25 protein-coding genes and 3 tRNA genes are annotated in these 25823 nt (G+C 68.2%); 19 read left to right on the top strand and 9 right to left on the bottom strand.

The window, feature by feature from the left end; all coding sequences use genetic code 11:
• Nucleotides 1-77: 77 nt before the first annotated feature.
• From GXN78_RS19355 to hrcA, 3 genes are all read right to left on the bottom strand, one after another.
• Nucleotides 78-154: transfer RNA gene (locus tag GXN78_RS19355), tRNA-Arg, on the bottom strand.
• Between the two features lie 61 nt (nt 155-215).
• Nucleotides 216-292, bottom strand: a tRNA-Ile gene (locus tag GXN78_RS19350).
• 35 nt (nt 293-327) lie between these two features.
• The gene (gene hrcA / locus GXN78_RS19345) at nt 328-1332 is read right to left on the bottom strand and encodes a heat-inducible transcriptional repressor HrcA (protein WP_106557447.1); all 1005 of its coding nucleotides are present in this window, start codon (nt 1330-1332) and stop codon (nt 328-330) included.
• A 28-nt stretch (nt 1333-1360) separates the two neighbouring features.
• Between hrcA and GXN78_RS19340 the strand changes: the two genes are divergently transcribed.
• From GXN78_RS19340 to rapZ, 3 genes are all read left to right on the top strand, one after another.
• Nucleotides 1361-2257, top strand: a complete 897-nt coding sequence (locus GXN78_RS19340; RefSeq protein ID WP_106557448.1) for an NAD kinase — start codon at nt 1361-1363, stop codon at nt 2255-2257.
• A 142-nt stretch (nt 2258-2399) separates the two neighbouring features.
• Nucleotides 2400-4082 (top strand): DNA repair protein RecN, encoded by a 1683-nt coding sequence (recN, locus tag GXN78_RS19335; protein WP_106557449.1) that lies wholly within the window; start codon nt 2400-2402, stop codon nt 4080-4082.
• Entirely contained in the window at nt 4079-4957 is an 879-nt protein-coding gene (gene rapZ / locus GXN78_RS19330) for an RNase adapter RapZ (protein ID WP_106557450.1), read from the top strand. Before recN ends, rapZ begins: the two co-directional genes overlap by 4 nt.
• On the opposite strand, the gene mutY is transcribed toward rapZ, so the two are convergent.
• The 3 genes from mutY to mutM all read right to left on the bottom strand — a co-directional run bounded on the left by mutY (nt 4954) and on the right by mutM (nt 8865).
• Nucleotides 4954-5991, bottom strand: coding sequence for an A/G-specific adenine glycosylase (mutY, locus tag GXN78_RS19325; protein WP_106557537.1), 1038 nt, complete (start codon nt 5989-5991; stop codon nt 4954-4956). The two genes, rapZ and mutY, sit on opposite strands and share 4 nt — an antisense overlap.
• A 25-nt stretch (nt 5992-6016) precedes the next feature.
• Nucleotides 6017-7978, bottom strand: coding sequence for a dynamin family protein (locus GXN78_RS19320; protein WP_106557451.1), 1962 nt, complete (start codon nt 7976-7978; stop codon nt 6017-6019).
• A 71-nt stretch (nt 7979-8049) separates the two neighbouring features.
• A complete protein-coding gene (mutM, locus tag GXN78_RS19315) occupies nt 8050-8865 on the bottom strand; it encodes a bifunctional DNA-formamidopyrimidine glycosylase/DNA-(apurinic or apyrimidinic site) lyase (RefSeq protein WP_106557538.1) in 816 nt (271 codons plus the stop codon).
• 81 nt (nt 8866-8946) lie between these two features.
• On the opposite strand from mutM, the gene GXN78_RS19310 reads away from it, so the two are divergent.
• The 8 genes from GXN78_RS19310 to GXN78_RS19275 all read left to right on the top strand — a co-directional run bounded on the left by GXN78_RS19310 (nt 8947) and on the right by GXN78_RS19275 (nt 15275).
• Complete coding sequence (locus GXN78_RS19310) at nt 8947-10770, top strand: tetratricopeptide repeat protein (RefSeq protein ID WP_106557452.1); 1824 nt, start codon at nt 8947-8949, stop codon at nt 10768-10770.
• The gene (locus GXN78_RS19305) at nt 10767-11258 is read left to right on the top strand and encodes a lipoprotein insertase outer membrane protein LolB (protein ID WP_106557453.1); all 492 of its coding nucleotides are present in this window, start codon (nt 10767-10769) and stop codon (nt 11256-11258) included. Before GXN78_RS19310 ends, GXN78_RS19305 begins: the two co-directional genes overlap by 4 nt.
• Nucleotides 11255-12118: a 4-(cytidine 5'-diphospho)-2-C-methyl-D-erythritol kinase gene (gene ispE, locus GXN78_RS19300; protein WP_106557454.1), complete on the top strand. Its 864-nt coding sequence runs from the start codon at nt 11255-11257 to the stop codon at nt 12116-12118. The genes GXN78_RS19305 and ispE overlap by 4 nt, the downstream gene beginning before the upstream one ends.
• A gap of 69 nt (nt 12119-12187) precedes the next feature.
• Nucleotides 12188-12264 (top strand) — tRNA-Gln (locus tag GXN78_RS19295).
• A 68-nt stretch (nt 12265-12332) separates the two neighbouring features.
• Nucleotides 12333-13307: a ribose-phosphate pyrophosphokinase gene (locus tag GXN78_RS19290; protein WP_106557455.1), complete on the top strand. Its 975-nt coding sequence runs from the start codon at nt 12333-12335 to the stop codon at nt 13305-13307.
• A gap of 99 nt (nt 13308-13406) precedes the next feature.
• Entirely contained in the window at nt 13407-14069 is a 663-nt protein-coding gene (locus GXN78_RS19285) for a 50S ribosomal protein L25/general stress protein Ctc (protein WP_106557456.1), read from the top strand.
• Between the two features lie 86 nt (nt 14070-14155).
• Nucleotides 14156-14788 (top strand): aminoacyl-tRNA hydrolase, encoded by a 633-nt coding sequence (gene pth, locus GXN78_RS19280; RefSeq protein WP_106557457.1) that lies wholly within the window; start codon nt 14156-14158, stop codon nt 14786-14788.
• Nucleotides 14789-14825: 37 nt separating this feature from the next.
• A complete protein-coding gene (locus GXN78_RS19275; protein ID WP_106557458.1) occupies nt 14826-15275 on the top strand; it encodes a hypothetical protein in 450 nt (149 codons plus the stop codon).
• Here GXN78_RS19275 and GXN78_RS19270 read toward each other — a convergent pair.
• A complete protein-coding gene (locus GXN78_RS19270; protein WP_106557459.1) occupies nt 15272-15565 on the bottom strand; it encodes a YfhL family 4Fe-4S dicluster ferredoxin in 294 nt (97 codons plus the stop codon). The genes GXN78_RS19275 and GXN78_RS19270 overlap by 4 nt on opposite strands.
• A 63-nt stretch (nt 15566-15628) precedes the next feature.
• On the opposite strand from GXN78_RS19270, the gene GXN78_RS19265 reads away from it, so the two are divergent.
• The 6 genes from GXN78_RS19265 (at nt 15629) to GXN78_RS19240 (ending at nt 22301) form a co-directional block, all read left to right on the top strand.
• A complete protein-coding gene (locus GXN78_RS19265; RefSeq protein ID WP_106557460.1) occupies nt 15629-16579 on the top strand; it encodes an ABC transporter permease in 951 nt (316 codons plus the stop codon).
• Nucleotides 16576-17457 carry an ABC transporter permease gene (locus GXN78_RS19260; RefSeq protein WP_106557461.1) on the top strand — a complete coding sequence of 294 codons (882 nt, stop codon included), beginning with the start codon at nt 16576-16578 and terminating at the stop codon, nt 17455-17457. Before GXN78_RS19265 ends, GXN78_RS19260 begins: the two co-directional genes overlap by 4 nt.
• A 12-nt stretch (nt 17458-17469) precedes the next feature.
• The gene (locus GXN78_RS19255; RefSeq protein WP_106557462.1) at nt 17470-18456 is read left to right on the top strand and encodes an ABC transporter ATP-binding protein; all 987 of its coding nucleotides are present in this window, start codon (nt 17470-17472) and stop codon (nt 18454-18456) included.
• A 58-nt stretch (nt 18457-18514) separates the two neighbouring features.
• Nucleotides 18515-19318, top strand: a complete 804-nt coding sequence (locus tag GXN78_RS19250; protein ID WP_106557463.1) for an ATP-binding cassette domain-containing protein — start codon at nt 18515-18517, stop codon at nt 19316-19318.
• A gap of 86 nt (nt 19319-19404) precedes the next feature.
• A complete protein-coding gene (locus GXN78_RS19245; RefSeq protein ID WP_106557464.1) occupies nt 19405-20898 on the top strand; it encodes an ABC transporter substrate-binding protein in 1494 nt (497 codons plus the stop codon).
• Entirely contained in the window at nt 20895-22301 is a 1407-nt protein-coding gene (locus GXN78_RS19240; RefSeq protein WP_106557465.1) for an amidase, read from the top strand. The genes GXN78_RS19245 and GXN78_RS19240 overlap by 4 nt, the downstream gene beginning before the upstream one ends.
• Nucleotides 22302-22316: 15 nt before the next feature.
• On the opposite strand, the gene GXN78_RS19235 is transcribed toward GXN78_RS19240, so the two are convergent.
• On the bottom strand, nt 22317-23180 hold the full coding sequence (locus GXN78_RS19235) for a LysR family transcriptional regulator (RefSeq protein ID WP_106557539.1): 864 nt from the start codon (nt 23178-23180) through the stop codon (nt 22317-22319).
• Between the two features lie 111 nt (nt 23181-23291).
• Between GXN78_RS19235 and GXN78_RS19230 the strand changes: the two genes are divergently transcribed.
• Nucleotides 23292-23690, top strand: a complete 399-nt coding sequence (locus GXN78_RS19230) for a tautomerase family protein (protein WP_106557466.1) — start codon at nt 23292-23294, stop codon at nt 23688-23690.
• A 49-nt stretch (nt 23691-23739) separates the two neighbouring features.
• Here GXN78_RS19230 and GXN78_RS19225 read toward each other — a convergent pair whose 3' ends face one another.
• On the bottom strand, nt 23740-24267 hold the full coding sequence (locus tag GXN78_RS19225) for a hypothetical protein (protein WP_106557467.1): 528 nt from the start codon (nt 24265-24267) through the stop codon (nt 23740-23742).
• Nucleotides 24268-24456: 189 nt separating this feature from the next.
• On the opposite strand from GXN78_RS19225, the gene GXN78_RS19220 reads away from it, so the two are divergent.
• Nucleotides 24457-25803: a tetratricopeptide repeat protein gene (locus GXN78_RS19220; protein ID WP_106557540.1), complete on the top strand. Its 1347-nt coding sequence runs from the start codon at nt 24457-24459 to the stop codon at nt 25801-25803.
• Nucleotides 25804-25823 lie beyond the last annotated feature (20 nt).

Raw genomic sequence — 25823 nt, 5'->3', positions numbered from 1 at the left:
GCCCCCCAAAAGTCCCCACGCAAAGAAAAACGGCTTAGAGGGATAAGCCTCTAAGCCGTTGATTCACAGTGAAAAAGTGGTGCGGCTGGCAGGATTCGAACCCACGACCCCTTGGTTCGTAGCCAAGTACTCTATCCAACTGAGCTACAGCCGCACAGCTTGCGAGTATAGCATGCTCGCGAGGCCTCTTCGCCGGAGGTCATGCAAACATGCAGTGGTAGGCCGTGCTGGGATTGAACCAGCGACCAACGGATTATGAGTCCGCTGCTCTAACCAGCTGAGCTAACGGCCCACGCAGTCGGGATTCTAGTGGCGCGCCGCCCCGCCCTATTTGCGGTGACTCAGCGCGTTGGTGACCAGCTTCGACGTGATGTCGACGATCTGGATCATGCGGTCGTAGGGCATGCGTGTCGGCCCGATCACGCCGAGCGTTCCGACCACCTCGCCGTCCACCTCGTAATTCGCGCTCACGATCGAGAGATCGTCGAAGGGCACGACCTGGCTTTCCCCGCCGATGAAGATGCGCACGCCCTCGGCCTTGCTCGAGACGTCGAGCAGGCGCAGCAACTGCGCCTTCTGCTCGAAGAGCTCGAAGGCGCGGCGCAGGTGGCTCATGTCGCTGGAGAAATCGGTGACCGACAGCAGGTTGCGCTCGCCGGCGATCACCACTTCGTCCTGCGCCTCCGTGAGCACCTCGGAGCTGACCTGCACCGCCGCCTGCATGAGCGCCGCGATCTCGCCGCGCAGTTGCTCCATCTCGGACTGCAGCCGGTCGCGCACCTGCTCGATCGAAAGGCCCGCGAAGTGCGCGTTGATGTAATTCGAAGCCTCCACCAGTTGCGACTGCGAATAGTCGACCTCGGGAAAGATCACCCGGTTCTGCACATCGCCGTCGGGCGAGACGATGATCACCAGCAGGCGGCGCTCCGACAGGCGCAAGAACTCGATCTGCCGGAATGCCGAGGCACGGCGCGGCGCCATCACGACGCCGACGAACTGCGACAGGTTCGACAGCAGATTGGCGGCATTGGCGATCACCTTCTGCGGCTGATCGGGCGGCAGGCTGGGCGCTGCGAAATGCTCGCGCTGCGCGGTCAGCATGGTGTCGACGAACAGCCGATAGCCACGCGCCGTCGGAATGCGACCGGCCGAGGTGTGAGGACTGACGATGAGCCCGAGCCCTTCGAGGTCGGACATCACATTGCGAATGGTCGCAGGCGACAGCTCGAGTCCCGAGGCACGGGAGAGCGTACGGGAACCCACAGGCTGCCCTTCGGCGATGTACCGCTCGACCAATGTCTTGAGCAGCAACTTGGCGCGGTCGTCCAGCATTGAAAGATTTTAGTGTTGTAATTTACAGATGACATCCAGCTTCCGGCGCGTCGCATTGATCGGCAAGTACCAGGCTTCCGGCGCGCGCGTGCCGGCCGGTGCGCTGGACGAGGTCATGGAAGGCATCGGCGCCTTTCTCGAATCTCAGGGCTGCGAGGTCTTCGTCGAGCAGGCGGACGAAGGCGAGCGGGCGCGGACCCGTTACGCCGCCCTGTCGGTCGACGAGATCGGCCGGCGATGCGACCTGGGCCTGGTGGTCGGCGGCGACGGAACCATGCTCGGCATCGGGCGCCAGCTCGCCTGCTACGGCCTGCCGCTGATCGGCATCAACCGCGGGCGGCTGGGGTTCATCACCGACATCGCGCTGAACGACTACCAGAGCGTGCTGATCCCGATGCTGGCCGGCGAGTACGAGGAAGACCATCGCAGCCTGATGCAGGCGAATGTGGTGCGCAAGGGCGTCTCGGTGTTCGATGCGCTCGCCATGAACGACGTGGTCGTCAACCGCGGCGCCACCTCGGGCATGGTGGAGCTGCGGGTTTCGGTGGGCCATCACTTCGTCGCCAATCACCGCGCCGACGGCATGATCATCGCCTCGCCCACCGGCTCGACCGCATATGCGCTGTCCGCCGGCGGCCCGCTGCTGCATCCAGCGGTGCCGGGCTGGGTGATGGTGCCGATCGCACCCCACTCGCTCTCCAACCGCCCGATCCTGCTGCCGGACGCGGACGAAGTCTCGATCGAGCTGGTCGGCGGCCGTGATGCGAGCGCCAATTTCGACATGCAATCGCTGGCGACCATGGCCATCGGCGACCAGATCGTGGTGCGGCGCTCCGAGTACCGTGTGCGCTTCCTGCATCCCCGGGGCTGGAGCTATTTCGACACGCTACGCAAGAAACTGCACTGGAACGAAGGAGGTTCCTGATCCATGAGCCGCACGGCCGCCCCGAACGCGAATAGCACCGTAGCCGAAGGCGAAGGTACTCCGATGAGCCCGCACGCTCGACCTGTTCGTCGCCCCTCGCGGGCGCCCTCCGAGCCCTTCGGCATTCTGGGCGGGCATTGACATGGCGCTGCGTCGCATCGCCTTGCGCGATTTCGTGATCGTGCGCGCGCTCGAACTCGATCTGGCCGCCGGCTTTACCGTGCTCACCGGCGAAACCGGCGCCGGCAAGTCGATCCTGATCGACGCGCTCCAGCTGGCGCTCGGCAATCGCGCAGACGCCGGTGCGGTGCGCGAAGGCGCCGACCGCCTCGACGTCAGTGCCGAATTCGATGCCGATCCGGCCCTCGCGGCCTGGCTGGACGAAGGCGGCTTCGAAGCCGGCGATGCGCTGCTGATGCGCCGGACGGTCGATGTCCAAGGTCGCAGCCGCGGCTGGATCAACGGCAGCCCCGCCACCGCGACCCAGTTGCGCGAACTCGGCGACCGGCTGCTGGACATCCACGGCCAGCATGCATGGCAAAGCCTGACGCGCCCCGAGGCCGTGCGCGGATTGCTCGACGCCTATGCCGGCGCCGACGATGCAGCACTCGCGCAAGCCTGGCAAAGCTGGCGCCAAGTCATCGCGGCGCTGGACAAGGCACGCTCGGCCCAGGACTCGCTGCAGCGCGAGCGCGAGCGTCTCCAGTGGCAGGTGAGCGAGGTCATGAAGCTCGCGCCGGGCGTCGACGAATGGGACGAGCTCTCGGCCAGCCACACCCGCATCTCCAACGCCCAAGCGCTCATCGATGCGGCCGAGGGTGCCTGCAGCGCGCTGGAAGACGACGAGAGCGGCGCGCTCGCCGCGCTGAGCCGGGCCGTCACGCTCCTGCAGAACTGCGAGCACATCGAGCCGGCTTTCAAGGAGCTGGGCGAGGTGCTGGCCTCGAGCGTGGCCCAGGCCTCCGACGCCGCGCACTCCCTGCACGGCTATCTGCGCCAGGCCGACACGGACCCGGAACGGCTCGCCGAGCAGGACGAGCGGATGGGCCTCTGGATGTCGTTGGCCCGCCGCTACAAGCGCACGCCGGCCGAGCTGCCCGCCCTGCTGGCCGGCTGGCAAGCCGAGCTGCAGACGCTGGACGCACAGAGCGACTTGGAGGCGCTGGAACGCGCCGAGCAGGCCGCGCAGCAGGCCTACATGAAGGAGGCCAGAGCCCTGGGCAAGACGCGCAAGCAGGCCGCCCCGCGGCTGGCACAGGCAGTGACACTGGCCATGCAGGGCCTGGGTATGCAAGGCGGCCGCTTCGAAGTCGTTCTGGAAGCGCTGGCCGAACCCGCCCGGCACGGGCTCGAGGACATCGCCTTCCTGGTCGCGGGCCATCCGGGCAGCACGGCGCGGGCGATCGGCAAGGTGGCTTCGGGCGGCGAGCTCTCGCGCATTGCGCTGGCGATCGCCGTCACCACAAGCCAGCTCGGCACCGCGCAGACGCTGATCTTCGACGAGGTCGATGCCGGTGTCGGTGGCGCCGTGGCGGAGACCGTCGGCCGCCTCATGAACCAATTGGGCCGAGACCGGCAGGTGCTGGCCGTCACCCACTTGCCGCAGGTAGCCGCCTGTGCCGACCACCATCTGCTGGTCGCCAAGCAGCAGACCAGCGCCAGGACCAAAGACGGCATCCGCACGGAAAGCAGCGTGTCGGTGCTCGACGACGACACCCGCACCCGCGAGATCGCACGCATGCTGGGCGGCGAGCGCATGTCGCAGACCTCGCTCGCGCACGCGCGCGAAATGCTGGGCAAGAAGGCGCCGGAGACCTCGTCATGAGCCTTGAACTCGTGCTGATCACCGGCATGTCCGGCTCGGGCAAGTCCGTTGCCCTGCACGCGCTGGAAGATGCGGGCTACTACTGCGTCGACAACCTGCCGCCCGAGCTGCTCATGCCCTTCGTCGCCCTGCAGCGCGAGCAGCAGGCAGAACGTGTGGCGATCGCGATGGACGTGCGCAGCGGCGTCTCGCTGCCGCTGGTGCCGCAGCAGCTGGACCGGCTGCGGCAAGAGGGCGTGTCGCTGCGCTCGCTGTTCCTGGACTCGACCACCGACGCGCTGGTGCGCCGCTATTCGGAGACTCGGCGGCGCCATCCCCTGTCGCGCCACGATGGCCGCACCGATGCGCCGGAGCAGCAGCGCGTGCTGGTGCAGGCCATCGAGCTCGAACGCGAGCTGCTGGCCGAGCTGCGCGACGGCGCCGACGTCATCGACACCAGCATCATCCGGCCGGCGCAGCTGCAAAGCTACATCAAGGCGCTGATCGCGGCGCCCGAGAGCGCGCTCACGCTGGTCTTCGAATCCTTCGCCTTCAAGCGTGGCGTGCCGCTCGATGCCGACTACGTGTTCGACGTGCGCATGCTTCCCAATCCGCACTACGTGCCCGCGCTGCGGCCATTGACCGGCCGCGACGCGCCCGTGATCGAGTGGCTGCGCGAGCACGACGATGTCGCGCGCATGTACGGCGACATCGAGCAGTTCCTTCTTCGTTGGCTCGATGCATTGGCGCGCGACCATCGCAGCTACGTGACCGTGGCGATCGGCTGCACTGGCGGCCAGCACCGCTCGGTGTTCCTGGTGGAGCAGTTGGCCCGCGGCTTCAGCACGCGCTGGGCCGCGCTCAAGCGGCATCGCGAGCTGGACGCCCTGGGTTAGTCGCCGGCGACCAGCAGCTTGCGCACCGGCGCCGGCAGGCCGAGCGCCGACCATTCGACGGCGGCGAACCAATTGCCCGACTCGGTCGGCGGGCGCTCGGCCGCACACGCCACCGACACCGGGTGCAAGTGCAGGTCCTTGTGCGTGAGCACGTGCAGGAAAGCCGGGGCATCCTCCGCGGTACGGCGCGCATCGGGCGCCAGCTCGTCCAGCAGCAAAGCGCGGCTCTCATAGACCGGCAGGCAGTAGAGCCCGGCCCAGATGCCGCGCGAAGGGCGCTTCTCGAGCCAGACGCGCCCCTTCGAATCGAGTGCCTTCAGCATCCACAGGGACTGCGCGCTGCGACGCAGCTTGCGTGTCTTGACCGGAAAGCGCTCGGGTGCGCCCTCGCGCCGGCCCACGCACAGCGCGCTGACCGGGCAGATCATGCAGCTGGGCTTGCGCGGCAGGCACACGGTGGCGCCGAGGTCCATGAGGCCCTGCGTGTAGCCGGCGATGGCGCGCCGCTGGGCCGCCGGCGGAAGCAGCTCCGTCGCCAGCGCCCACAGGGCCTTCTCCTGCGCGGCGGACGCCAGGTCGCCTTCGAAGCCCAGCACCCGCGTCAGCACCCGCTTCACGTTGCCATCGAGGATCGCGACCCGCTCGCCGAAACAGAAGGCGGCGATGGCGGCGGCGGTCGAACGGCCGATGCCCGGCAGCGTCTGCAGCTCGGCGGCCGTGCGCGGGAAAGATCCGCCGAAGCGCGCGACCACGTCCTGGGCGCAGCGGTGCATGTTGCGCGCGCGGCTGTAGTAGCCCAGGCCGCTCCACAGGCCCAGCACTTCGTCCTCGGTGCCAGCGGCCAGCGTCTGCACGGTGGGAAAGCGCTCGAGGAAGAGGGCGAAGTAGCCCAGCACGGTCGAAACCTGGGTCTGCTGGAGCATGACCTCCGACAGCCAGACGCAATACGGATCCTGGGTGTTCTGCCATGGAAGCTCGCTGCGGCCGTGGCTGCGCTGCCAGTCGACGACGCGCGCGGCGAAATCCGCCGGCAGCCGCTGGGCCGCCGGTTCCAGATCTTCAGGCAGCACTGAGTTCGCTGCGCGCCGCAGCCGCGGAGGGCGCCTCGTTGCTCGTGAGCAGCGCCGTGAACTCCCGCAGGCGCACGTGCAGCTCGGCCAGCCCGGCCTCCTGGGTGGCGAGCTCGGCCAGGCGCTCGTCGAGGTTGCCCGCGGCGCCCTGGATGCGCTCGACCGCCTCGATGCGCTTGGTGAAATTGCGGCGGCGCTCCTTGAGCTGCGCGTCGAGCTGCGCGCCGGCGCCCTTGCTCCAGCGTTCCACCTCGGTCATGGCCGCCTCGTTGACCACCCGCAGCCGACTCGCCAGCGCACGCACCAGCTTGTCGCAGAAGTCGGGCTGCGCCAGCTTCAGCAGGTTGCCGATGCCGAGGTAGTGGATGTGGCTGTTCTCGATCTGGCTCAGCTGCTCCTGGAAACCCGTCAAATCAGGCTCGGCCGGCGCCTGCAGCGCGAAGCCGTGCTCGGCGTTGAGCTGGCGGAACGTGGCGTGCAGCATCGACTGGATCTCGGCGGTGGTCGCCTGCACCTCGCGCAAGTTGTTGCGCAGCGCGTCGAAGGTCGCACCGTAGACCTTGCGCACGTTGAACTTGATGCCGGGCCGCTTGAGCGAGGCCGACAGGCGGGCCATGTCGGCCTTGAGCGCGGTGCTGCCCAGCACCGCGTACACCTCGCGCAGCAACTTGCCCTGTACCGAGCGCAGCGCCAGGATGCGCGTGTTGCTACCCTCGAACTCGGCCTGCTCCTGCTCGATGCGGGTGCGCATGTGGCGAATGACCGAGACGTTCTTGCCGCGCAGGCCCTGCAGCTCGAGCGCCTGTTCCGACAGGTCGCGCTGGCGCACCTTCAGGATGCGCGCCGCCTCGGCCTGGAGGGCCGAGATGCCGGCGTCCACCGCCAGCCGCAGCATGCGCTCGCGCTTGCCGAGCAGGCCCTCGCCCAGCACGGACTCGAGCGCGGGCAGCCGGCTCGCCTGCAGCAGCGGCACGTCGCGGCGGATCTTGGCCTGCAGACCCTTCTGCGCCGATACCGGGAGGACCTGCGTGAGCGGTACGCCCAGCAGTTCGGCCGCGCCCTTGCGCTGGCGCTGGATCTGGGCATCGATCTGGGCCGGCGTGCTCAGCGTGTCCCACATGGTGTCGATCTTGTTGAGCACCACGATGCGCGTTTCGCCCGGATCGCCCTCGGTGATCAGGTGCTCGCGCCAGATCGCGAGATCGGAACGGGTCACGCCTGTGTCCGCACCGAGGATGAAGACCACGGCGTGGGCCTGCGGAATCAGGCTCACCGTCAGCTCGGGCTCGGCGCCGATCGCGTTGAGACCGGGGGTGTCGAGGATCACCAGCCCCTGCTCGAGCAGGGGGTGCGGCATGTTCAGCAGGGCATGGCGCCAGCGCGGGATCTCGACCTGGCCCTCGGCGTCGGGCACGGGATTGTCGTCCGGCGATTCGTCGCTCCAGAAGCCCAGCGAACGCGCCTCGGCCAACGGCACGCGCCGGACCTCGGCCACCTTGTTCATGGTCTGCGAGAGCTGCTCGGCGTCTTCGACGTCGATCGGGATCTCGGTCCAGTGCCCGGCCTTGTCGCGCCAATGGGCGAGCGAATGCGGCTCGAGCCGGGTTTCGATGGGCAGCAGCCGCAGGCAAGGGAGGAAGGAGGTGTCGTAGCCCAGCTCCGTGGGGCACATCGTCGTGCGGCCTGCGCTGGCCGGCATGATGCGGCGGCCGTAGGCGGCGAAGAAGATCGCGTTGATCAGCTCCGACTTGCCGCGCGAGAACTCGGCCACGAAGGCAACCATGACCTTGCTGGTGCGCATCTGCGACTCAAGCTCGCGCAGGCGCTCGGCCACGCTCTGGTCCAGCAGTTCGTTCTCATCCAGCCAGCGCGACAGCCACTTGAGGCGGTGCGCGAAGTTGCGTCGCCAGGCGCCATGCTGGTCGAATTGCTGATTGAAGGAACGGGTCAAGGGCGTGTAAGGGTTGCTTACAAAATATTAGCACCCACATGGCGCTGGCGTGGCAGTAGTCTGCCGGGCTTTCAGTACTTTTGGCACGTCGGGCAAAAATAAGTCGAGCGCTGACCCTGCCGCACCTGCCGCACCGGGGCGCCGCATACCCGGCAAGGCTCGCCGGCGCGGCCGTAGACGGCCGCCTCCAGCTGGAAGTAGCCACTCTGCCCGTCGACATTGGAGAAATCGCGCAGCGTGCTGCCGCCGCGCTCGACCGCTCTGGCGAGAATCTCCCGCACTGCCGCGTGCAGCCGCAACGCGCGCGGGCGGCTGATGCGGGAAGCGGAGACGCTCGGACGAATGCCGGCCAGGAACAGCGCCTCGGAGGCGTAGATGTTGCCGACGCCCACCACCACGTCGCCGGCCAGCAACACCTGCTTGATCTGTGCCTTGCGGCGCCTGAGGCCCGCATGGAAGCGATCGGCATCGAAGGACGCCTCCAGCGGCTCCATCCCCAGGCCACCCAGCAGCTTGATCGCCAGGGGCGACGTTTCGTCCTCCACGTACACCACTGCGCCGAAACGCCGCGGGTCGTTGAGCCGCAGGGTGCCGAGGCTGGTCACCAGGTCGAAATGATCGTGAACGCCGGGCGCGGGCAGGCGGGTGTCGAAGCGCAGGCTGCCGGACATGCCCAGGTGCATCAGCAGCAGGCCTGCGTCCATATCGACCAGAAGATATTTGCCGCGCCTGCGCACGGCGCGCACCGTGCGGCCCACCAGTACCGCGGGCTCCACTGACAGGGCCCAGCGCAGCGGCTTGCCGAGCCGCACCGCTTCGATGCGCGCACCCGCGATGCGCTCGGCGAAACCGCGCCGCGTGACTTCGACTTCGGGTAGTTCAGGCATGGAGGAAGGCTGACACGAAAACAAGGCGAGATCGAAGCCCCGCGCGGCCATCGCTCGAAAACCTTGGATTATTATGGCTCGATGATCCCCTCGCTCCGCCGATCCCGCCTTGCGGCGGCCGCGCTCTTGGCCCTTGTTTCCTTGGCTGCGCAAGCGCAGCCCAACACGCCCGCCCCCGCGGCACCGACCAGCCCCGCGCCCCTCATCGAACCGGCAGCACCGCCCGTGACGACCGCTGCCGCCAGCGTCCCGCGCGAAGAGAAAGCGCAGCCCTCGGCGATGACGGCCGAGCTCTTCTACGAAGTGTTGATGGGCGAGCTGACGGCGCGCTCCGGCGACCCCGGTTCGGGCTATGCGCTGGTGCTGGATGCCGCACGCCGCTCGCGCGACCCCAAGCTGTTCCAGCGTGCCGTGGAAATCGCGCTCCAGGCGCGTTCCGGCGATGCCGCCCTGGCCGCATCGCGTGCCTGGAAGGAAAGCCTGCCCCAGTCGCGCGATGCGCGCCGCTTCGAGCTGCAGATCCTGATCGCGCTGAACCGCATCTCCGAAACCGTCGAGCCGCTCAAGGCCGAACTGGCGTCCACGCCCCAGGTGGAGCGGCCCTTCCTGATGGCCATCATCGCGCGCAACTACGCCCGGGCCACCGACAAGAAGCTTGCCGTTTCGGTCGTCGAACAGGCGCTGGCGGACGACCTCAAGAGCCCAGCCACCGGCGGCGCAGCCTGGGCCACCGTGGGCCGCCTGCGGCTGGCGGCGGGCGACGCAGCCGGGGCGCTGGAAGCCGCGCGGAAGGGCCAGGAGATCGACCCCTCCGCGGATGGCCCGGCCATGCTGGCCCTCGAATTGGTGGACCCCGCCCTGCCCGAGGCCGAAGCGCTGGTCAAGCGCTACTTGGCCGGCCCCAAGGTCCTGCCCGAGATGCGCATCGCCTATGCGCGCGTGCTGGTGGAAGGCCGCCGCTACACCGATGCGAGCGCGGAACTCGCCGCGCTGACCGCGGCACGCCCCGAATTGCCCGAGCCCTGGCTGCTGCTGGGCAGCCTGCAGACCCAGGCACGGCAGGATGCGGCGGCCGAAACCTCCCTCAAGCGCTATGTCGCGATGGCCGACACGCAGCCCGATGCCGAAGCGCGCGGCCGCGGCCAGACCCAGGCCTTCCTGCTGCTGGCGCAACTGGCGGAACGCCGCAAGGACTTCGTGGGCGCCGAGCACTGGCTGTCGCGCATCGACAGCACCGAAGACCTGGTGGGTGCGCAAACGCGGCGCGCGGCGCTGCTGGCCCGCCAGGGCAAGCTGCCCCAGGCCCGGGAGCTGGTCCGGGCCCTGCCAGAGCGCACCGAGGACGACAAAAAGCAGAAGTTCATGGCCGAAGTCCAGTTGCTGCGCGATGCCAAGCAGTACCAGGCCGCCTACGACATGCTGTCGCAGGCCAGCTCGGCCAAGCCCGAGGACACGGACCTGATCTACGACAAGGCCATGGTGGCCGAAAAGCTGAATCGTCTCGACGAGATGGAACGCCTGCTGCGCCGCCTGATCGAGCTCAAGCCCGACAACCAGAACGCCTACAACGCGCTCGGCTACTCGCTGGCCGATCGCAAGATCCGGCTCGAGGAGGCGCGCACGCTGATCAAGAAGGCCGTGCAGTTGGCGCCCGAGGATCCGTTCATCGCCGACAGCCTGGGTTGGGTCGAGTTCCGGCTCGGCAACACCGACGAAGCCATGCGCATTCTCGAGGCCGCGTACAAGCGCAGGCCCGACCCCGAGATCGGGGCGCACCTGGGCGAGGTGCTCTGGGCCAAGGGCCAGCGCGATCGCGCTATGTCGATCTGGAAGGAAGCTTTCCTGACCGATGCGGACAACGAGACGCTGCAGGAGACGCTCAAACGCCTGCGCGTGAAGCTTTGAAGCGTCGCCTTGCCCTCTGTGCCGGCTGGGCCGGCCTGCTGCTGGCCGCGGGCTGCGCCAGCCCCGCAGGCCCGCCGGGCGCGGCCGCCGGTGAGGCCTGGAGCGGGCGGCTTTCGCTGCGCGTCGACAGCGAGCCGGTACAGACCTTCTCGGCACTGTTCGAGCTGCGCGGCGCCCCGCAGGCCGGCGAGCTCATCCTCACGAGCCCGATCGGCAATACCTTGGCCCAGCTGCACTGGGCGCCGGGCGAGGCCTTGCTGAGGAACGGCAGCCAGACGAGGCGCTTCGAGTCGGTCGACGCGCTGATCGAAGCCGCCACCGGCGCCGTGATCCCGGTCGGCGCACTGTTCGGCTGGCTGGCCGGCCGCGAAGAACGGGTGCCCGGCTGGCGGCCGGATCTGTCCCAGGTCGGCGCCGGCCGGCTGCAGGCCACGCGCGATTCGCCACAGCCGCGGGCGGATCTGCGCATCGTCTTCGAACGCGCATGAAGGCGCTCTACGACCTTCTGGCGCCGGCCAAGCTCAATCTCTTCCTGCACATCACCGGCCGGCGTGCGGACGGCTACCACCTGCTGCAGTCGGTGTTCATGCTGATCGATTGGTGCGACACCCTGCATGTGGAAAAGCGCAGCGACGGCCAGCTCACGCGGGAGGACCTCACAACCCCCCTGCCGCCCGATGACCTCGTGCTGCGCGCTGCGAAGGCGCTCCAGGTTTTTTCGGGAACGACGCAGGGCGCCCATATCGGCATCGCCAAGCAGGTTCCGGCGCAGGCCGGCATGGGGGGCGGCTCCTCAGACGCAGCCACCTGCCTGCTGGCGCTCAACCGCCTGTGGGGCCTGAACCTGCCGCTATCCGAACTGGCGCAGATCGGCGTCGCGCTGGGCGCCGACGTGCCCTTTTTCCTCCGCGGGCGCAACGCCTGGGTGGAAGGCATCGGCGAGCAGATCACGCCGATCGAGCTGCCGCAGGGGCGCTTCGCCGTCGTCAAGCCGCCGGAAGGGCTGGATACCCGTCTTATTTTTGCAGCGCCGGATCTTCAACGCGCAACACCTGCTGCTATAATTTCTGGCTTTGCTGCATGCGCTGAACAAGACGGGGGCGAGATCAAGAGTCTCGGCTTCGGTCGCAACGATCTGCAGCCGGTTGCTGAGAGGCTCTGTCCCGCCGTCACCGATGCCATTGCCTGGCTCGGTCGCCAAGGACTCCAGGCTCGCATGACCGGTTCGGGAAGTTCGGTGTTCGCGGCAATGCCGCATGACGTAGAACTTGCCGGTGCGCCCTCGGGCTGGCAGGTTCGCAAATGCAGCAATCTGGCCATCCACCCCCTCGTGGGTTGGGCGGTCTAGAAGGTCAGAGCGCTTTTGTGGTCTGATGCGACATATATCGGTGGGTGGCTTCTGGCCGCCAACCTGTGTAGGGGAGTCGCCAAGCTGGTTAAGGCACTGGATTTTGATTCCAGCATGCAAAGGTTCGAATCCTTTCTCCCCTGCCAAATCCTCACATTCACGAGAGTATTGGCGGCCCCTCAAACGGGCCATTTCCTTTTTTGCCGGGACGCTCATGCAGGCTCACCATCCTGATTTCATGGTTTTCACCGGCAATGCCAACCCGGGCCTTGCCGCCGAGATCGCGCAGAACCTCGGCACCTCGCTGGGTGCCGCCCGCGTCGGCCGCTTCTCCGACGGCGAAGTCACTGTCGAGATCAATCAGAACGTGCGTGCGCGCGACGTGTTCGTGGTCCAGTCCACCTGCGCGCCGACCAACGAGAACCTGATGGAGCTGCTCATCATGGTCGACGCGCTCAAGCGCGCCTCGGCCGAGCGCATCAGTGCCGTCATCCCCTACTTCGGCTATGCGCGCCAGGACCGCCGTCCGCGCTCGAGCCGGGTGCCGATCTCGGCCAAGGTGGTGGCCAACCTGCTCGAAACCGTGGGCGTGGCCCGTGTGCTGACCATGGACCTGCACGCCGACCAGATCCAGGGCTTCTTCGACATCCCAGTCGACAACATCTACGCCTCGCCCGTGCTGCTCGGCGACCTGCGCCTGAAGAACTACGAAGACCTGATCGTGGTCTCGCCCGACGTCGGCGGCGTGGTGCGCGCCCGCGCACTGGCCAAGCAGCTCGACTGCGACCTCGCCATCATCGACAAGCGCCGCCCTCGCGCCAACGTGAGCGAGGTCATGCACGTGATCGGCGAGATCGACGGCCGCAATTGCGTGATCATGGACGACATGATCGACACGGCCGGCACACTGGTGAAGGCGGCCGAAGTGCTGAAAGAACGCGGCGCCAAGAAGGTCTACGCCTATTGCACGCACCCGATCTTCTCGGGCCCCGCCATCGAGCGCATCGCCAAGGGCAGCGCGCTCGACGAAGTCGTCGTGACCAACACGATCCCGCTCAACGACGGCGCAACGGGCTGCACCAAGATCCGCCAGCTCTCCGTGGCGCCGCTGATCGCAGAGACGATCCAGCGCATCGCCAAGGGCGAGTCGGTCATGAGTTTGTTCTCGGACCAGGAGAACCTCTTCTGAGGGTTCTCCTGGCCTGAGCAAGAAGCCGGGCGCCCTCCGCGGCGCCCTTTTTGAAACCGGAGTCGCACTGGTCGCGGTCGACTTCCACAGGAGTGAGTCATGAAATTCGTCGCTTACGAGCGCGCCAAGCAGGGCACGGGTGCGAGCCGCCGTCTCCGCATTTCGGGCAAGACGCCCGGTATCGTCTACGGGGGCGACGGCCAGCCCCAGCTGATCGAACTCGATCACAACGCGCTGTGGCATGCCCTCAAGAAGGAAGCCTTCCACTCGTCCATCCTCGAGATGGAACTGGCCGGCGCCACCAGCAAGGTGCTGCTGCGCGACGTGCAGTACCACCCCTTCCGCCCGCTGGTGCAGCACGTGGACTTCCAGCGCGTCGATGCCCGCACGCGCATGACCGTCAAGGTGCCGCTGCACTTCAAGGGCGAGGAAGAGTCCACCGCCGTCAAGCTGGACCACAACCTCGTGAACCACGTGATGACCGAGCTCGAAGTCAACTGCCTGCCCGCTGACCTGCCCGAGTTCATTGAAGTGGACCTCACCGGCCTGACCAAGAACGCGACGCTGCACGTCAGCGACATCAAGCTGCCCAAGGGCCTGAAGTACATCAGCCACGGCAGGGGCAACCCGGTGGTGGTGTCGGCCGTGTCGCCGCTGGTGGCCGAAGAAGCCGCGCCGGCGGAAGGTGCTGTCGAAGGCGCCCCGGCCGCTGCCAAGACGGACGCCAAAGCACCCGCCAAGGCGCCCGCGAAGAAGAAGTAATCGCGCCTCGCGCCTGCTTCGCCACCACGGCCCGCCTCGCGCGGGCCGTTTTATTTTGGCGAGCGGCGACCCGATAATCCCGCCCCATGATCAAGTTGTTCGTCGGCCTCGGCAATCCCGGTCCCGAGTACGAAGCCACGCGGCACAACGCGGGCTTCTGGTGGATCGACGCGTTGGCGCGCGAGCGCAAGCTCACGCTGGCGCCGGAGCGCAGCTACCACGGGCTGGTGGCCCGCATGCAGGTGGGCGGCCAGCCGGTGTGGCTGCTCGAGCCGCAGACCTTCATGAACTTGTCGGGCAAGTCGGTGGCCGCGCTGGCCCGCTTCTTCAAGATCGAGCCCCACGAGATCCTGGTGGTGCATGACGAGCTCGACGTGGTGCCGGGTCAGGCCAAGCTCAAGCGCGGCGGCAGCCATGCCGGGCACAACGGCCTGCGCGACATCCATGCGCAACTGGGCACCGGCGACTACTGGCGGCTGCGCCTGGGCATCGGCCATCCGGGCGTGAAGTCCGAGGTGATCGGCTGGGTGCTGAAGAAGCCCCTGAAAGAACAGCGCGAGGCGATCGAGGACGCGATCGCCCGCACGCTGCACGCCTTCCCGGCCCTGGTCGCCGGCGAAATGGACAAGGCGACCCTGCTCATCCATACGAGCAAGCCGTCGCGTCCCAAGCCGCCGCGGCGCGAGCCGGGCGAAGGCGAACCGCCCGCTCCGGCCTGAGCGCAACCCTCGAAGCCCAAGGGAGAGAGAAAGAAGAATGAAGAACTCGACATCCAAAATCGCCATCCTGGCGATGGCGCCCTGCGCCTTGTGGGCCTCGCCTGCTGCCGCGGCCGGCACCGCCGCCTGGCGCTGCGGCAATACCTACTCCGACCAGCCTTGTCCGGAAGGCAAGCCGCTCGCTCTCGACGATGCGCGCGATGCCACCCAAAAACGTGACGCGGATCGCACGACCCGCGAGGCCCTGGCCGCCGGCGACAGGCTGGAACGCGAGCGCCTGCGCCAGGAAAAGGCCCAGGCCGGCCGCCACCCCACGCTCATCGACAGCCGGCCTGCGGCGCCCAAGCCGGAGGCCGACAGCGCCAAGAAAAAGAAGAAGGGCAAGAAGGAGCCCGACTACTTCAGCGCCCACGACCCCGTGGCCACGGCGAAGAAGAAAGCGGAGAAGGCAGAAAAAGCCGGCCGCCGCAGCGCAGACAAAAGCTAGGCCTGCGCGGCCGCGGGCGGCTTGCCTTCAGCGCCGGCCGCCTTGGCCGCAGTCAGCCGCTCGAACTTCTGCCACAGGGTCTCTTGGGACTCGAGGTGGGCCGGGTTCTTGGGAATGCAAGCCACGGGACAAATCTGCACGCACTGCGGCTCGGCGAAGTGGCCCACGCATTCGGTGCACTTGTGCGGGTCGATCTCGTAGATCTCCTCGCCCATGTAGATCGCATCGTTGGGGCACTCGGGCTCGCAGACGTCGCAGTTGATGCATTCGTCGGTGATCATGAGGGCCATGGGCCGCATTATCGGCCCCGGGCATGGTCATTGCGTCTGTCGGGTTATGCTGCGGCCCGCCCCATGAGCCTCTTTCTGTTCAAGCGCTTCGTGACGCTGATCGCCACGCTGATCGGCGCCTCCGTCATCGTCTTCCTCGTGCTCGAGATCCTGCCCGGCAATGCCGCGCAGATGCTCATGGGCCCCGACGCCTCGCCCGACGCGGTGGCGGCCCTGGCCACCAAGCTGGGCCTGGACCAGCCCGCCTGGACCCGCTACTGGCACTGGATCGGCGGCCTGCTCACCGGAAACCTCGGCGACAGCTACGCCTACAGCACCCCCGTGGTCGAGCTGGTCCTCGAGCGGCTGGCGCTGACCGTGCCCCTGGCCCTGCTCGCAATGGCCTTCACCACTGTGCTCGCGCTGCTCGTGGGCGTGACCGCCGCGGCGCGCCACAACAAGCTGGGCGACGTCGGCCTGATGGGGCTGACGCAGGTGGGCATCGCCATCCCCAACTTCTGGTTCGCCATCCTGCTGATCCTGGTCTTCTCGGTGCAGCTGCAGTGGTTCTCGGCCGGCGGCTTCGAGGGCTGGGACGACGGCGTGCTCGCCGGCCTCAAGGCGCTGCTGCTGCCCGCCCTCTCACTCGCGGTGGTACAGGCCGCGATCCTGGCGCGCATCACCCGCTCGGCGGTGCTGGAGGTGATGCGCGAGGACTTCGTCCGCACCGCGCGCGCCAAAGGCGTCTCGCAGCGCGCCGTGCTGTGGACCCATGTGCTGCGCAACGCGCTGATCCCGGTGATCACCGTCATGGGCATGCAGTTCTCCGAGCTGCTGGCCGGCACCATCGTGGTGGAGAACGTGTTCTACCTGCCGGGCCTCGGCCGTCTGATCTTCCAGGCCATCAGCAACCGCGACCTGATCGTGGTGCGCAACTGCGTGATGCTGCTGGCGGCGATGGTCGTCATCGTCAACTTCGTGGTCGATGTGCTCTATGCGGTCATCGACCCTCGCATCAAGGCCTCCGACATATGAGCGCCGTTCCCAGCACCGTGCCCAGCGCGGCAGCCTTCAAGGTGCCAGGCTTCTGGCGCCGCGCCCTCCACCACCGCAGCTTCGTCATCGGCGGCGTTCTCACGCTGCTGCTGGTCCTCGCCGCCGCCGTCTCCCTGGTCTGGACGCCCTGGTCGCCCTACGAGATGAACATGGCCGACAAGCTCAAGCCGCCCACCGGCGCGCACTGGCTGGGCACCGACACCTTCGGCCGCGACGTGGCCTCGCTGCTGCTGGTGGGCGCGCGTGCGTCCATCCTGGTGGGCGTGATCGCGGTCGGCATCGGCCTGGTGGTGGGCACGGCGCTGGGCCTGCTGGCGGCCGCGCGGCGCGGCTGGGTGGAAGAAGCCATCATGCGCTTCGCCGATTTCTCGATGGCCTTCCCCGCCATCCTCTCGGCCATCATGATGACGGCGGTGTTCGGCGCCGGCATCGTCAACGCGATCATCGCGATCGGCATCTACAACATCCCGACCTTCGCGCGCATCACGCGGGCCTCGGCCAACGCGATCTGGTCGCGCGAGTATGTGGCCGCCGCGCGCGCCTGCGGCAAGGGGGCGTTCGCGATCACGATGCAGCATGTGCTACCCAACATCTCGGCGGTGCTGATCGTGCAGTCCACCATCCGCTTCGCGATCGCGATCCTGGCCGAGGCCGCCCTCTCCTACCTGGGCCTGGGCACGCAGCCCCCGCAGCCTTCGTGGGGCCGCATGCTCAGCGAGGCCCAGACCATGATGTTCCAGGCCCCCTTGCTCGCCGTGTTCCCGGGCATGGCGATCGCGCTCGCCGTGCTCGGCCTCAACCTGCTCGGCGACGGCCTGCGCGACCTGCTCGACCCGCGCCTCGCACGCGCCCGCTGACCCTTGCCCTCCATGCCCTTGCTCGAAGTCGACGATCTCCATGTCCAGCTGCAGACGCAGCGCGGCCCCGCCGAGGCCGTGCGCGGCATCGGCTTCACGCTCGAGCGCGGCGAGACGCTCGGCATCGTCGGCGAATCGGGCTGCGGCAAGTCGATCACGGTGCAGTCGCTGATGGGCCTGCTGCCTTCGACCGCCAAGGTCACGGGCAGCATCCGCTTCGACGGCACCGAGCTCGTGGGCCTGCCCGAGCGCGCAATGTGCGACATCCGCGGCAACCGCATCGGCATGATCTTCCAGGAGCCGATGACGGCGCTGAACCCGCTCCACACCATCGCGCGCCAGGTCGGTGAGCCGCTGCGGCTGCATCGCGGCCTGTCGCGCGCCGAAGCCCGCAAGGAGGCGCTGGCCCTGCTGGAGCGCGTCGGCATCCCCGACGCGGCCTCGCGCCTCGATGCCTACCCCCACCAGTTCTCGGGCGGGCAGCGCCAGCGCATCGGCATCGCGATGGCACTGGCCTGCGGGCCCGACCTGCTGATCGCCGACGAGCCCACCACCGCGCTCGACGTGACCATCCAGAAGCAGATCCTCGAGCTGATCCAGGGCCTGGTGGACGAACGCGGCATGGCGCTGATCCTGATCTCGCACGACCTGGGCGTGATCGCGCAGAACGTCTCGAAGATGCTGGTCATGTATGGCGGCAGCGTGGTCGAGAGCGGGCCCACGGCGGCCGTCTTCGCCGAGCGCGCCCACCCCTACACGCAGGGCCTGTTCGCCGCCCGGCCGGCGCTCGGCGCGGAGCGCGGGCAGAAACTGTCCACCATCCGCGGCAGCGTGCCCGATCTGGTCGACCTGCCGGGCGGCTGTCCCTTCGCCGGGCGCTGCCGCTTCACCATCGACGACTGCCACGCGACGCGGCCGCCGCCCACGCCCATGCCGCACGGGCACGAGGTTCGCTGCATTCGCCTTGGCGAAGTGCTCGCCGAAGGGACATTGGCATGAGCCGCCGGGCCGCTCCCAAGCCGAATGGCACTGCAGCGCGTAGCGCGGAGGTTTTCCAGTGACGCCATTGCTCGAAGTCGACAATCTGGTGCGCCACTACAACCTGCCGCGCGAGCGCCTCTTCGGCCCGCCGCCCACGGTCAAGGCGCTCAACGGCGTGAGCTTCAGCCTGCAGCCCGGGCGCAGCATGGGCATCGTCGGCGAGTCGGGCTCAGGCAAGTCGACCATCGCCCGCCTGGTGATGGCGCTCGACACGCCGACGGCCGGCACGGTGAAGCTCCTCGGCCGCAACCTCCATGCCCTGCCCAGGCACGAGCTGCGCGCCGCGCGCCGCGATGTGCAGATGGTGTTCCAGGACCCCTACGGCTCGCTGGACCCGCGCCAGACCGTGGCGCGCATCGTCGCCGAGCCGCTGGAAGCGCTGGCCGAAACCACCCGCGCCGAGCAGCGCGAGCGCGCCGGCGAATCGCTGGCCGCCGTGGGCCTGCGCAGCGGCGACCTCGACAAGTACCCGCACGAGTTCTCCGGCGGCCAGCGCCAGCGCATCGCTATCGCCCGCGCGCTGATCACGCGTCCCAAGCTCATCGTGGCCGACGAGCCGGTGAGCGCGCTCGACGTTTCGGTGCAGGCGCAAGTACTGAACCTGATGCAGGAGCTGCAGCAGAAGTTCGGCATCAGCTACCTGCTGATCAGCCACGACCTTGCGGTGGTGAACCACCTGTGCGACGAGGTCTGCGTGCTGCACCGCGGCCTGGTCGTCGAGCGCGGCGCGCCGCAGCAGCTGTTCGCGCATGCGGAGCACCCGTACACGCAGGCCCTGCTCGCGGCGGTGCCGCGCGCCGAGCCCACGGCGCTCGCCTGAGCAGGTGCTTCCCCCGAGCACGCGCCGCCCACGCATGATGTAACGTCGTATTTCCCCTTCTCAGCTTTTTGCCTGGAGCCTCGACCATGTTGAAACGCCGCACCCTCCTGACCACCGCCGCACTCGTCACCGTGCCGCTCGCCCTGCCGCAGGCGGCGCTGGCGCAGGGCCGCAAGGACGCGTTGGTGATTGGCATGACGCTCGAGCCGCCGGGCCTGGACCCGACCACCGGCGCGGCGTCCGCCATCGCGGAAATCACCCACTACAACATCTACGAGACGCTGACGAAGATCAACGCCGACGGCAAGGTGACGCCACTCCTGGCCGAAAGCTGGGAGGTCTCGCCCGACCTCAAGACCTACACCTTCAAGCTGCGCCGCGGCGTGAAGTTCCAGAATGGCGAGCCGTTCAACGCGCAGGCCGTCAAGTTCTCGTTCGATCGCGCCGGCGCCGAGAAAAGCACCAACAAGGACAAGCGAACCTTTGCCAACCTGAGCACGCAGGTGGTCGACGACACCACCGTGGTGCTGATCAACAAGGAGATCGATCCGGACCTGCCCTTTCTACTGGGGCAGGCGACCGCCATCATCGTCGAGCCCAAGAGCGTGGACACCAACGCCACGAAGCCCGTCGGCACCGGCCCGTACAAGCTCGACAGCTGGGCCAAGGGCTCCTCGGTCGTCGTGAGCAAGTGGGACGGCTATCGCAATCCGGGCGAGGCCAAGCTCCGGCGCGTCACTTTCCGATTCATTTCCGACACCGCCGCGCAGGCGGCAGCGCTGATGGCGGGCGATGTCGACGTGTTCAAGCCCATCGGCACGCGCGCGGTAGCGCAGTTCAAGAACAATCCGCAGTTCCAGGTCATCCAGGGCGGCTCTCGCGCCAAGACCATCCTGGCGATCAACAGCAAGAAAAAGCCGCTCAGCGATGTGCGCGTGCGCCGCGCCATCCTCGCCGCCATCGACCGCAAGGCGGTGATCGAGGGCGCTGCAGACGGCTTCGGCACGCCCATCGGCAGCCACTACGTGCCCGGCGCCCCCGGCTATGTGGATACCACCGCCATCAACCCTTACGACGTCGAGAAGGCCAAGAAACTCCTGGCCGAAGCGGGCGTGAAAACGCCGCTCGAACTCACGATGACGCTGCCGCCACCGCCCTATGCGCGCCAAGGCGGGGAAGTGATCGCGGCCGAGCTTGCCAAGATCGGCATCAACGTGAAGATCCAGAACGTCGAATGGGCGCAATGGCTCAGCAACACCTACGGTGGCGCACACGACTACGACCTCACCATCGTGTCGCACGTCGAACCCTTCGATCTGGGCAACTATGCCAAGCCGGACTACTACTGGGGCTACGACTCCAAGGAGTTCACGGCGCTCTACGCCAAGATCAAGAGCACCGCCAACGCGGCCGAGCGCAACAAGCTCCTGGGGGATGCGCAGAAGCTGCTGGCCACCGACGCAGCGAACGGATTCCTCTACCAGCCCCAATTTCCCAGCGTCGCCAAGAAGGGCGTCAAGGGGCTCTGGAAGGAAAGCCCGATCTTCGTCAACGACCTTGCGGCGCTGTCCTGGTCGTGAGCAAGGCGCTTCACGACCTGTCGGCACGGGAACTGCTCGACGCCTACCGCGACGCCAGCCTCTCGCCGGTCGAGGCCACGCAGGCGGTGCTCGACCACATCGCGCGCTGGGAACCGAAGCTGCAGGCCACCTGGCTGCTGCGTCCCGAGGCCGCGCTCGAGCAGGCGCGCGCCTCCGAGGCGCGCTGGCGACGCGGCGAGCCGCAGGGCCTGCTCGATGGCGTGCCGACCACGATCAAGGAAAACATCGCCACGCAGGGCGACCCGATGCCTGCCGGCACGGCCGCGGTCGAGCTTCGGCCGGCCGCCGCCGACGCACCGCCGGCCGCGCGGCTGAAGGAAGCAGGCGCGGTGATCTTCTCGAAGACCACCATGCCCGACTACGGCATGCTGTCCTCCGGCCTCTCGAGCTTCCACACGCTGGCGCGCAATCCCTGGGACCTGACGAAGACGCCGGGTGGTTCGAGCGCCGGCGCCGGCGCCGCCGCGGCGGCCGGCTACGGGCCGCTGCACATCGGCACCGACATCGGCGGCTCGCTCAGGCTGCCGGCCAGCTGGTGCGGCATCTTCACGCTCAAGCCCAGCCTGGGCCGCATCCCGATCGACCCGCCCTACATGGGCCGCGCCGCCGGTCCGATGACGCGCAGCGTCGCCGATGCCGCGCTCATGATGCAGGTGCTGGCCCAGCCCGACGCGCGCGACAGCATGAGCCTGCCGGCGCAGGACATCGCCTGGTCGTCCTTCGACGTCGGCGCGGAGCATCTGCGCGGCCTGCGCATCGGCCTGCTGCTCGACGCGGGCTGCGGCCTGGCGGTCGACGCCGAGATCCGTGCGGCCGTCGAGGAGGCGGCCCGCTTGTTCGAGCGGGCCGGCGCCGTCGTCGAGATCCTGCAGCCCTTCATGTCGCAGGCCATGCTCGACGGCATGGACCACCTCTGGCGCATGCGCTCGCTGGTGGACATCAATGCCCTGCCGGCGGAGCGGCGTGCCAAGGTGCTGCCCTACATCCGCGCATGGGCCGAGAGCGCGGCCGGCTTCGGCGGCGAGCATGTGTTCCGGGCCTTCAGCCAGTTCCACGCGACCCGCTTGGCGGCCGTGGCAGCCTGCGCGCAATACGACTACGTGATCTCGCCCACCGCGCCCAACCTGCCGTCGGACGCCGAGCTGCCATCGCCCACCAACGATCCCCTGCGGCCGCTGGAGCACATCGGCTTCACCGTACCCTTCAACATGTCGGAGCAGCCTGCGGCGTCGATCAATTGCGGCTACAGCCGCGCAGGCCTGCCGATCGGCCTGCAGATCGCGGGCCATCGCTTCGACGACCTGGGCGTGCTGAAGGTCTCGCGCGCCTTCGAGCTGATCCGCGGGCCGCAACGGCCCTGGCCGCAGCCGCCCGGTGCCTGAAGCGCGTCTCGCAGCTCAAACGAGCTGCGAGGCCAGCAGCTCGCGCGCACGCGTCACGAACGCCGACTCGCCGCGCCGCGGCGGCAGGAACTGGAAGGCCACGCGCGGCAGCGCAGGCAGCCCATGCGGCAGTGCCAGGCGCGCCACGCCCTCGCACAGGGAGGATTCGTTGAGGCAGGCCACGCCCAGTCCCGCGGCCAAGGCCGACTGAAGACCTGCGACGCCCGAAGCGACATGCGCCACGGTGAAGGGCACGCGCCGTTGCTTCAGCAGCTTGACCGTGAACTGGTGCAGCGAGCAGGTGTCGGGCAGGACCAGCAGCCGCAGCGGCTCGCCGCGCACGGGGCGCAGGCCCGTCGCCCCCATCCAGGCCAGCGATTCGCGGCGCAGCGCCGGCGCCTTCGATGAAGCAGAGTCGCCTTGTCCCGTGATGCGCATCGACAGGCCCACGTCGAACTGACCCTGCGCATAGCCCGCCTCGATCGCGCCGCTCTTCATGACGCTCACATGCAGCCGCACCTGCGGGTAGCGCTCGCCGAGGCGGCCCAGCAGCCGCGCCAGCTCGCCCGGCCTGAAATAGTCGGTCACCGCCAGGCGAAGCTCGCCCTGCAGCGTGTCGCCCCGCAGGTCGCGCAGCGCCTCGTCCGCGAGCGCCAGCAGGCGTTGCGCATGCCCCAGAAGCCGCGTGCCGGCGACGGTGGGCGCCACGCCGGCCTTGCTGCGCGTCAGCAGCGACTGGCCGGCGCGCTCCTCGAGCTTGCGCATCTGTTCGCTGACGGCGGATTGCGACAGGAACACCTGCGGCGCGGCCGCGGTGAGGCTGCCCGCCTCGACAACGGCGACAAAAGTTCTGAGCTGCTCCAGGTCGAAGGTCTGCATGGCCGCATCCATCCATTCGATAAACCGATGGCATCCATCATATCTTCCCGCTTTGCCGATGGACTACAACTTTCCACAATGAAGTCCTCAACGATTCGAAAGGAAAGCGCCATGCCCCATATCGTGATTCACCTCTCCGGCCAGCCCGACGCCCAACTCACCCGCCGCGTGGTCGATACCGTCGCCGAACTGACCCAGGGCGTGCTGGGCAAGAAGCTGCCGGTGATCGCCACCACCGTGCAGTACATCGCGGACGACGCCTGGTTCATCGGCGGCCGGTCGCTGGCCGAGCTCGGCAAGTCGGCCTTCCACCTGGACATCAGCATCACCGACGAGACCAACACCAAGGCGGAGAAAGCGCGCTACCTGCGCGAGATCTACGGCGCGATGGCGGCGCTGCGGAAGAACCTCCACGAGGTCTCGTACGTGCATCTGATCGACGCGCGCGCCGCAGCCTACGGCTACGGCGGGTTCACGCAGGAGTACCGCCACCAGCAGGCGGGGGTCTAGAAGCCAGCCGCGTTCCGAAGCGCTTGACACGGCCTCACCTCCGCGGTCGCTACCCGAGCAACCCCAGCACCCGGCCTTCGCCCACGAACGATTCGGCCACCAGCATCCGGAATGCCGTGTCGCGCGGGAAGCGCTGCAATGCGATCGCCGGTTTCAGGAACTCGACGTGAAGCGTTTGCGCCATTCCGCGACGAAACGCTTGACCCGGCGCCACGACCCAGCGTGCCGAAAAGCCTTCGTTGTCCACCACGAGCACGCAGCGGTGCTCGCCCACGGGGATCGGCAAGTCTTCGGACGGGAGCTGGGGCGCGCGCAGCGTGAGCTCGACGAGCGCATGGGGGTGGAAAGTGCTGCCGGGTTCGAAACCCGCGGGCTCTGCAGCCAGCGGGCGCCGCAGCTTGGCAATGAGCCAGGCGATGACGTTGCCGATGATTGGCAGCCATAGCAGCATCAACAAGGTGCCGACGTCGCGGGCCGTCGAACCGGGCTCGGACAGCTGTCGCAGCAGTGCGCCCCCCACGGCCACGCACAGCAGCGCAATGACGATGAACCTGCGCTTGGCCTGAATGCCGCTCATGGCGCCGTGTTGCTCACGTCTTCAGTCGCCGCCTTGTGGTGGGCGGACCTTGTCAGAACCCGCTCGGGCTCCTTTCTGTCGAGACGCAGCAGGAATGTCCTTTTCATGGGTGATCGTAGCGCGTCAGCGCTCCGCCACGATGTCAGCGGCTCACAGGACAAGGTGCAGATCCTGGGCAAAAATGCGCCCATGCAAGACAGCTTGGGCAACCCGATCACCCTGACCGATCCAGCCAGCCAGCGCGCGGTCAACGAGTTCGTCGAGGGCTTCATTGCCTGCGAGGCGCGCGCCGCCGACGTGCTCGCGGCGGCGGAGGACGACAACCCCCTCGTGCAGGCCTACTGCGCGACGCTGCACCTGTTCGCCGAGTCGCGCGATGCAGCCGCCAACGCGCGTCCCTTCATCGAACGCGCACAGGCCGGCGCCTCGCGCACCAGCCCGCGCGAGCGGCGCTACATCGAGGCCATCGCGGCCTGGGCCGAGGGCGACATCGCGCGTGCGATCGCCCTGCATCACGAGCAGGCCCACGAGCATCCGCGCGACCTGGCCTCGCTCAAGCTGGGCCAGTACCACTGCTTCAACATCGGCGACTGCCCCGGCATGCTGCGGCTCGCGCTGGCGGCGCTGCCTACCGCCGCCGACGTGGCCTATCTGCACGGCATGGCGGCCTTCGGCTACGAGCAATGCCACCGGATGCGCGAGGCCGAGGCCAGCGCGCGCCGCGCGATCGCGATGGAGCGCAAGGAGCCCTGGGCCCACCATGCGCTCGGCCACGTGATGCTGACCGAGGGCCGGCTCGCCGAGGGCCTGGACTTCATGCGGGGCGTGAGCGACAGCTGGGTCGGCCTCAACTCCTTCATGGTCACCCACAACTGGTGGCACGTGGCGCTGTTCCTGATCGACCTGGGCCGCGACGCGGAAGCGCTCGCGGTCTACGACGAGCAGGTGTGGGGCGTGGTCAAGGACTACTCGCAGGACCAGATCGGCGCCGTGTCGCTGCTGGCACGCCTCGAGCTCGCGGGCATCGACGTCGGCGAGCGCTGGCAGGCGCTGGCAAGCTACCTGGGGCAGCGGCTCGACGACCACGTGCTGCCCTTCCTCGATCTGCAATACCTCTACGGCCTGGCGCGCGCCGGCCGGCCCGAGGCCGAGCGCCTGCTTCGCAATATCGAGGCCTTCGCGCCACAGGCGGCGCCTTCGACGCGGGCCGCCTGGCAGCGCGTCGCCGTGCCGGCTGCACGCGGCCTCCTGGCCCACGCGCGCGGCGACGCCGCCGGCGCCATCGAAGGGTTGGGCCTGGCGCTGCCGCGCCTGGTGGAAATCGGCGGCAGCCATGCGCAGCGCGACCTCTTCGAGCAGCTGTACCTCGATGCACTGATCGCCAGCGGCACCTCGACGGCGCTGGCGAGCGCCCAGGGGCTCCTGCAGCAGCAGGTCAATGCCCAGCCGGAGTCGCTGCGCCTGCGGCGCCAGGCCGACGCGGTCTATGCGGCACTGCGACTGCCGCAACTGGTGTCAAATGCCACCAACCCCTGATCTCCCGAGGAGCCCATCCC

Origin of the sequence: Variovorax sp. WS11, assembly GCF_010499245.1 — a bacterium.
Taxonomy (GTDB): Bacteria; Pseudomonadota; Gammaproteobacteria; order Burkholderiales; family Burkholderiaceae_C; genus Variovorax.
The sequence above is the reverse complement of the archived record's forward strand: the minus strand, read 5'-3'. Positions and strand labels throughout refer to the sequence as shown.

Bases quoted from the DNA above. Each gene is read 5' to 3' on its own strand.
- GXN78_RS19260 (WP_106557461.1), top strand. From the start codon at position 16,576: ATGAGCGCCGTTCCCAGCACCGTGCCCAGCGCGGCAGCCTTCAAGGTG.
- pth (WP_106557457.1), top strand. From the start codon at position 14,156: ATGATCAAGTTGTTCGTCGGCCTCGGCAATCCCGGTCCCGAGTACGAA.
- GXN78_RS19245 (WP_106557464.1), top strand. From the start codon at position 19,405: ATGTTGAAACGCCGCACCCTCCTGACCACCGCCGCACTCGTCACCGTG.
- recN (WP_106557449.1), top strand. From the start codon at position 2,400: ATGGCGCTGCGTCGCATCGCCTTGCGCGATTTCGTGATCGTGCGCGCG.
- GXN78_RS19285 (WP_106557456.1), top strand. From the start codon at position 13,407: ATGAAATTCGTCGCTTACGAGCGCGCCAAGCAGGGCACGGGTGCGAGC.
- ispE (WP_106557454.1), top strand. From the start codon at position 11,255: ATGAAGGCGCTCTACGACCTTCTGGCGCCGGCCAAGCTCAATCTCTTC.
- GXN78_RS19275 (WP_106557458.1), top strand. From the start codon at position 14,826: ATGAAGAACTCGACATCCAAAATCGCCATCCTGGCGATGGCGCCCTGC.
- GXN78_RS19340 (WP_106557448.1), top strand. From the start codon at position 1,361: ATGACATCCAGCTTCCGGCGCGTCGCATTGATCGGCAAGTACCAGGCT.
- hrcA (WP_106557447.1), bottom strand. From the start codon at position 1,332: ATGCTGGACGACCGCGCCAAGTTGCTGCTCAAGACATTGGTCGAGCGG.
- GXN78_RS19225 (WP_106557467.1), bottom strand. From the start codon at position 24,267: ATGAGCGGCATTCAGGCCAAGCGCAGGTTCATCGTCATTGCGCTGCTG.
- mutM (WP_106557538.1), bottom strand. From the start codon at position 8,865: ATGCCTGAACTACCCGAAGTCGAAGTCACGCGGCGCGGTTTCGCCGAG.
- GXN78_RS19270 (WP_106557459.1), bottom strand. From the start codon at position 15,565: ATGGCCCTCATGATCACCGACGAATGCATCAACTGCGACGTCTGCGAG.
- rapZ (WP_106557450.1), top strand. From the start codon at position 4,079: ATGAGCCTTGAACTCGTGCTGATCACCGGCATGTCCGGCTCGGGCAAG.
- GXN78_RS19290 (WP_106557455.1), top strand. From the start codon at position 12,333: ATGCAGGCTCACCATCCTGATTTCATGGTTTTCACCGGCAATGCCAAC.
- GXN78_RS19220 (WP_106557540.1), top strand. From the start codon at position 24,457: ATGCAAGACAGCTTGGGCAACCCGATCACCCTGACCGATCCAGCCAGC.
- GXN78_RS19235 (WP_106557539.1), bottom strand. From the start codon at position 23,180: ATGCAGACCTTCGACCTGGAGCAGCTCAGAACTTTTGTCGCCGTTGTC.
- GXN78_RS19255 (WP_106557462.1), top strand. From the start codon at position 17,470: ATGCCCTTGCTCGAAGTCGACGATCTCCATGTCCAGCTGCAGACGCAG.
- GXN78_RS19265 (WP_106557460.1), top strand. From the start codon at position 15,629: ATGAGCCTCTTTCTGTTCAAGCGCTTCGTGACGCTGATCGCCACGCTG.
- GXN78_RS19230 (WP_106557466.1), top strand. From the start codon at position 23,292: ATGCCCCATATCGTGATTCACCTCTCCGGCCAGCCCGACGCCCAACTC.
- GXN78_RS19310 (WP_106557452.1), top strand. From the start codon at position 8,947: ATGATCCCCTCGCTCCGCCGATCCCGCCTTGCGGCGGCCGCGCTCTTG.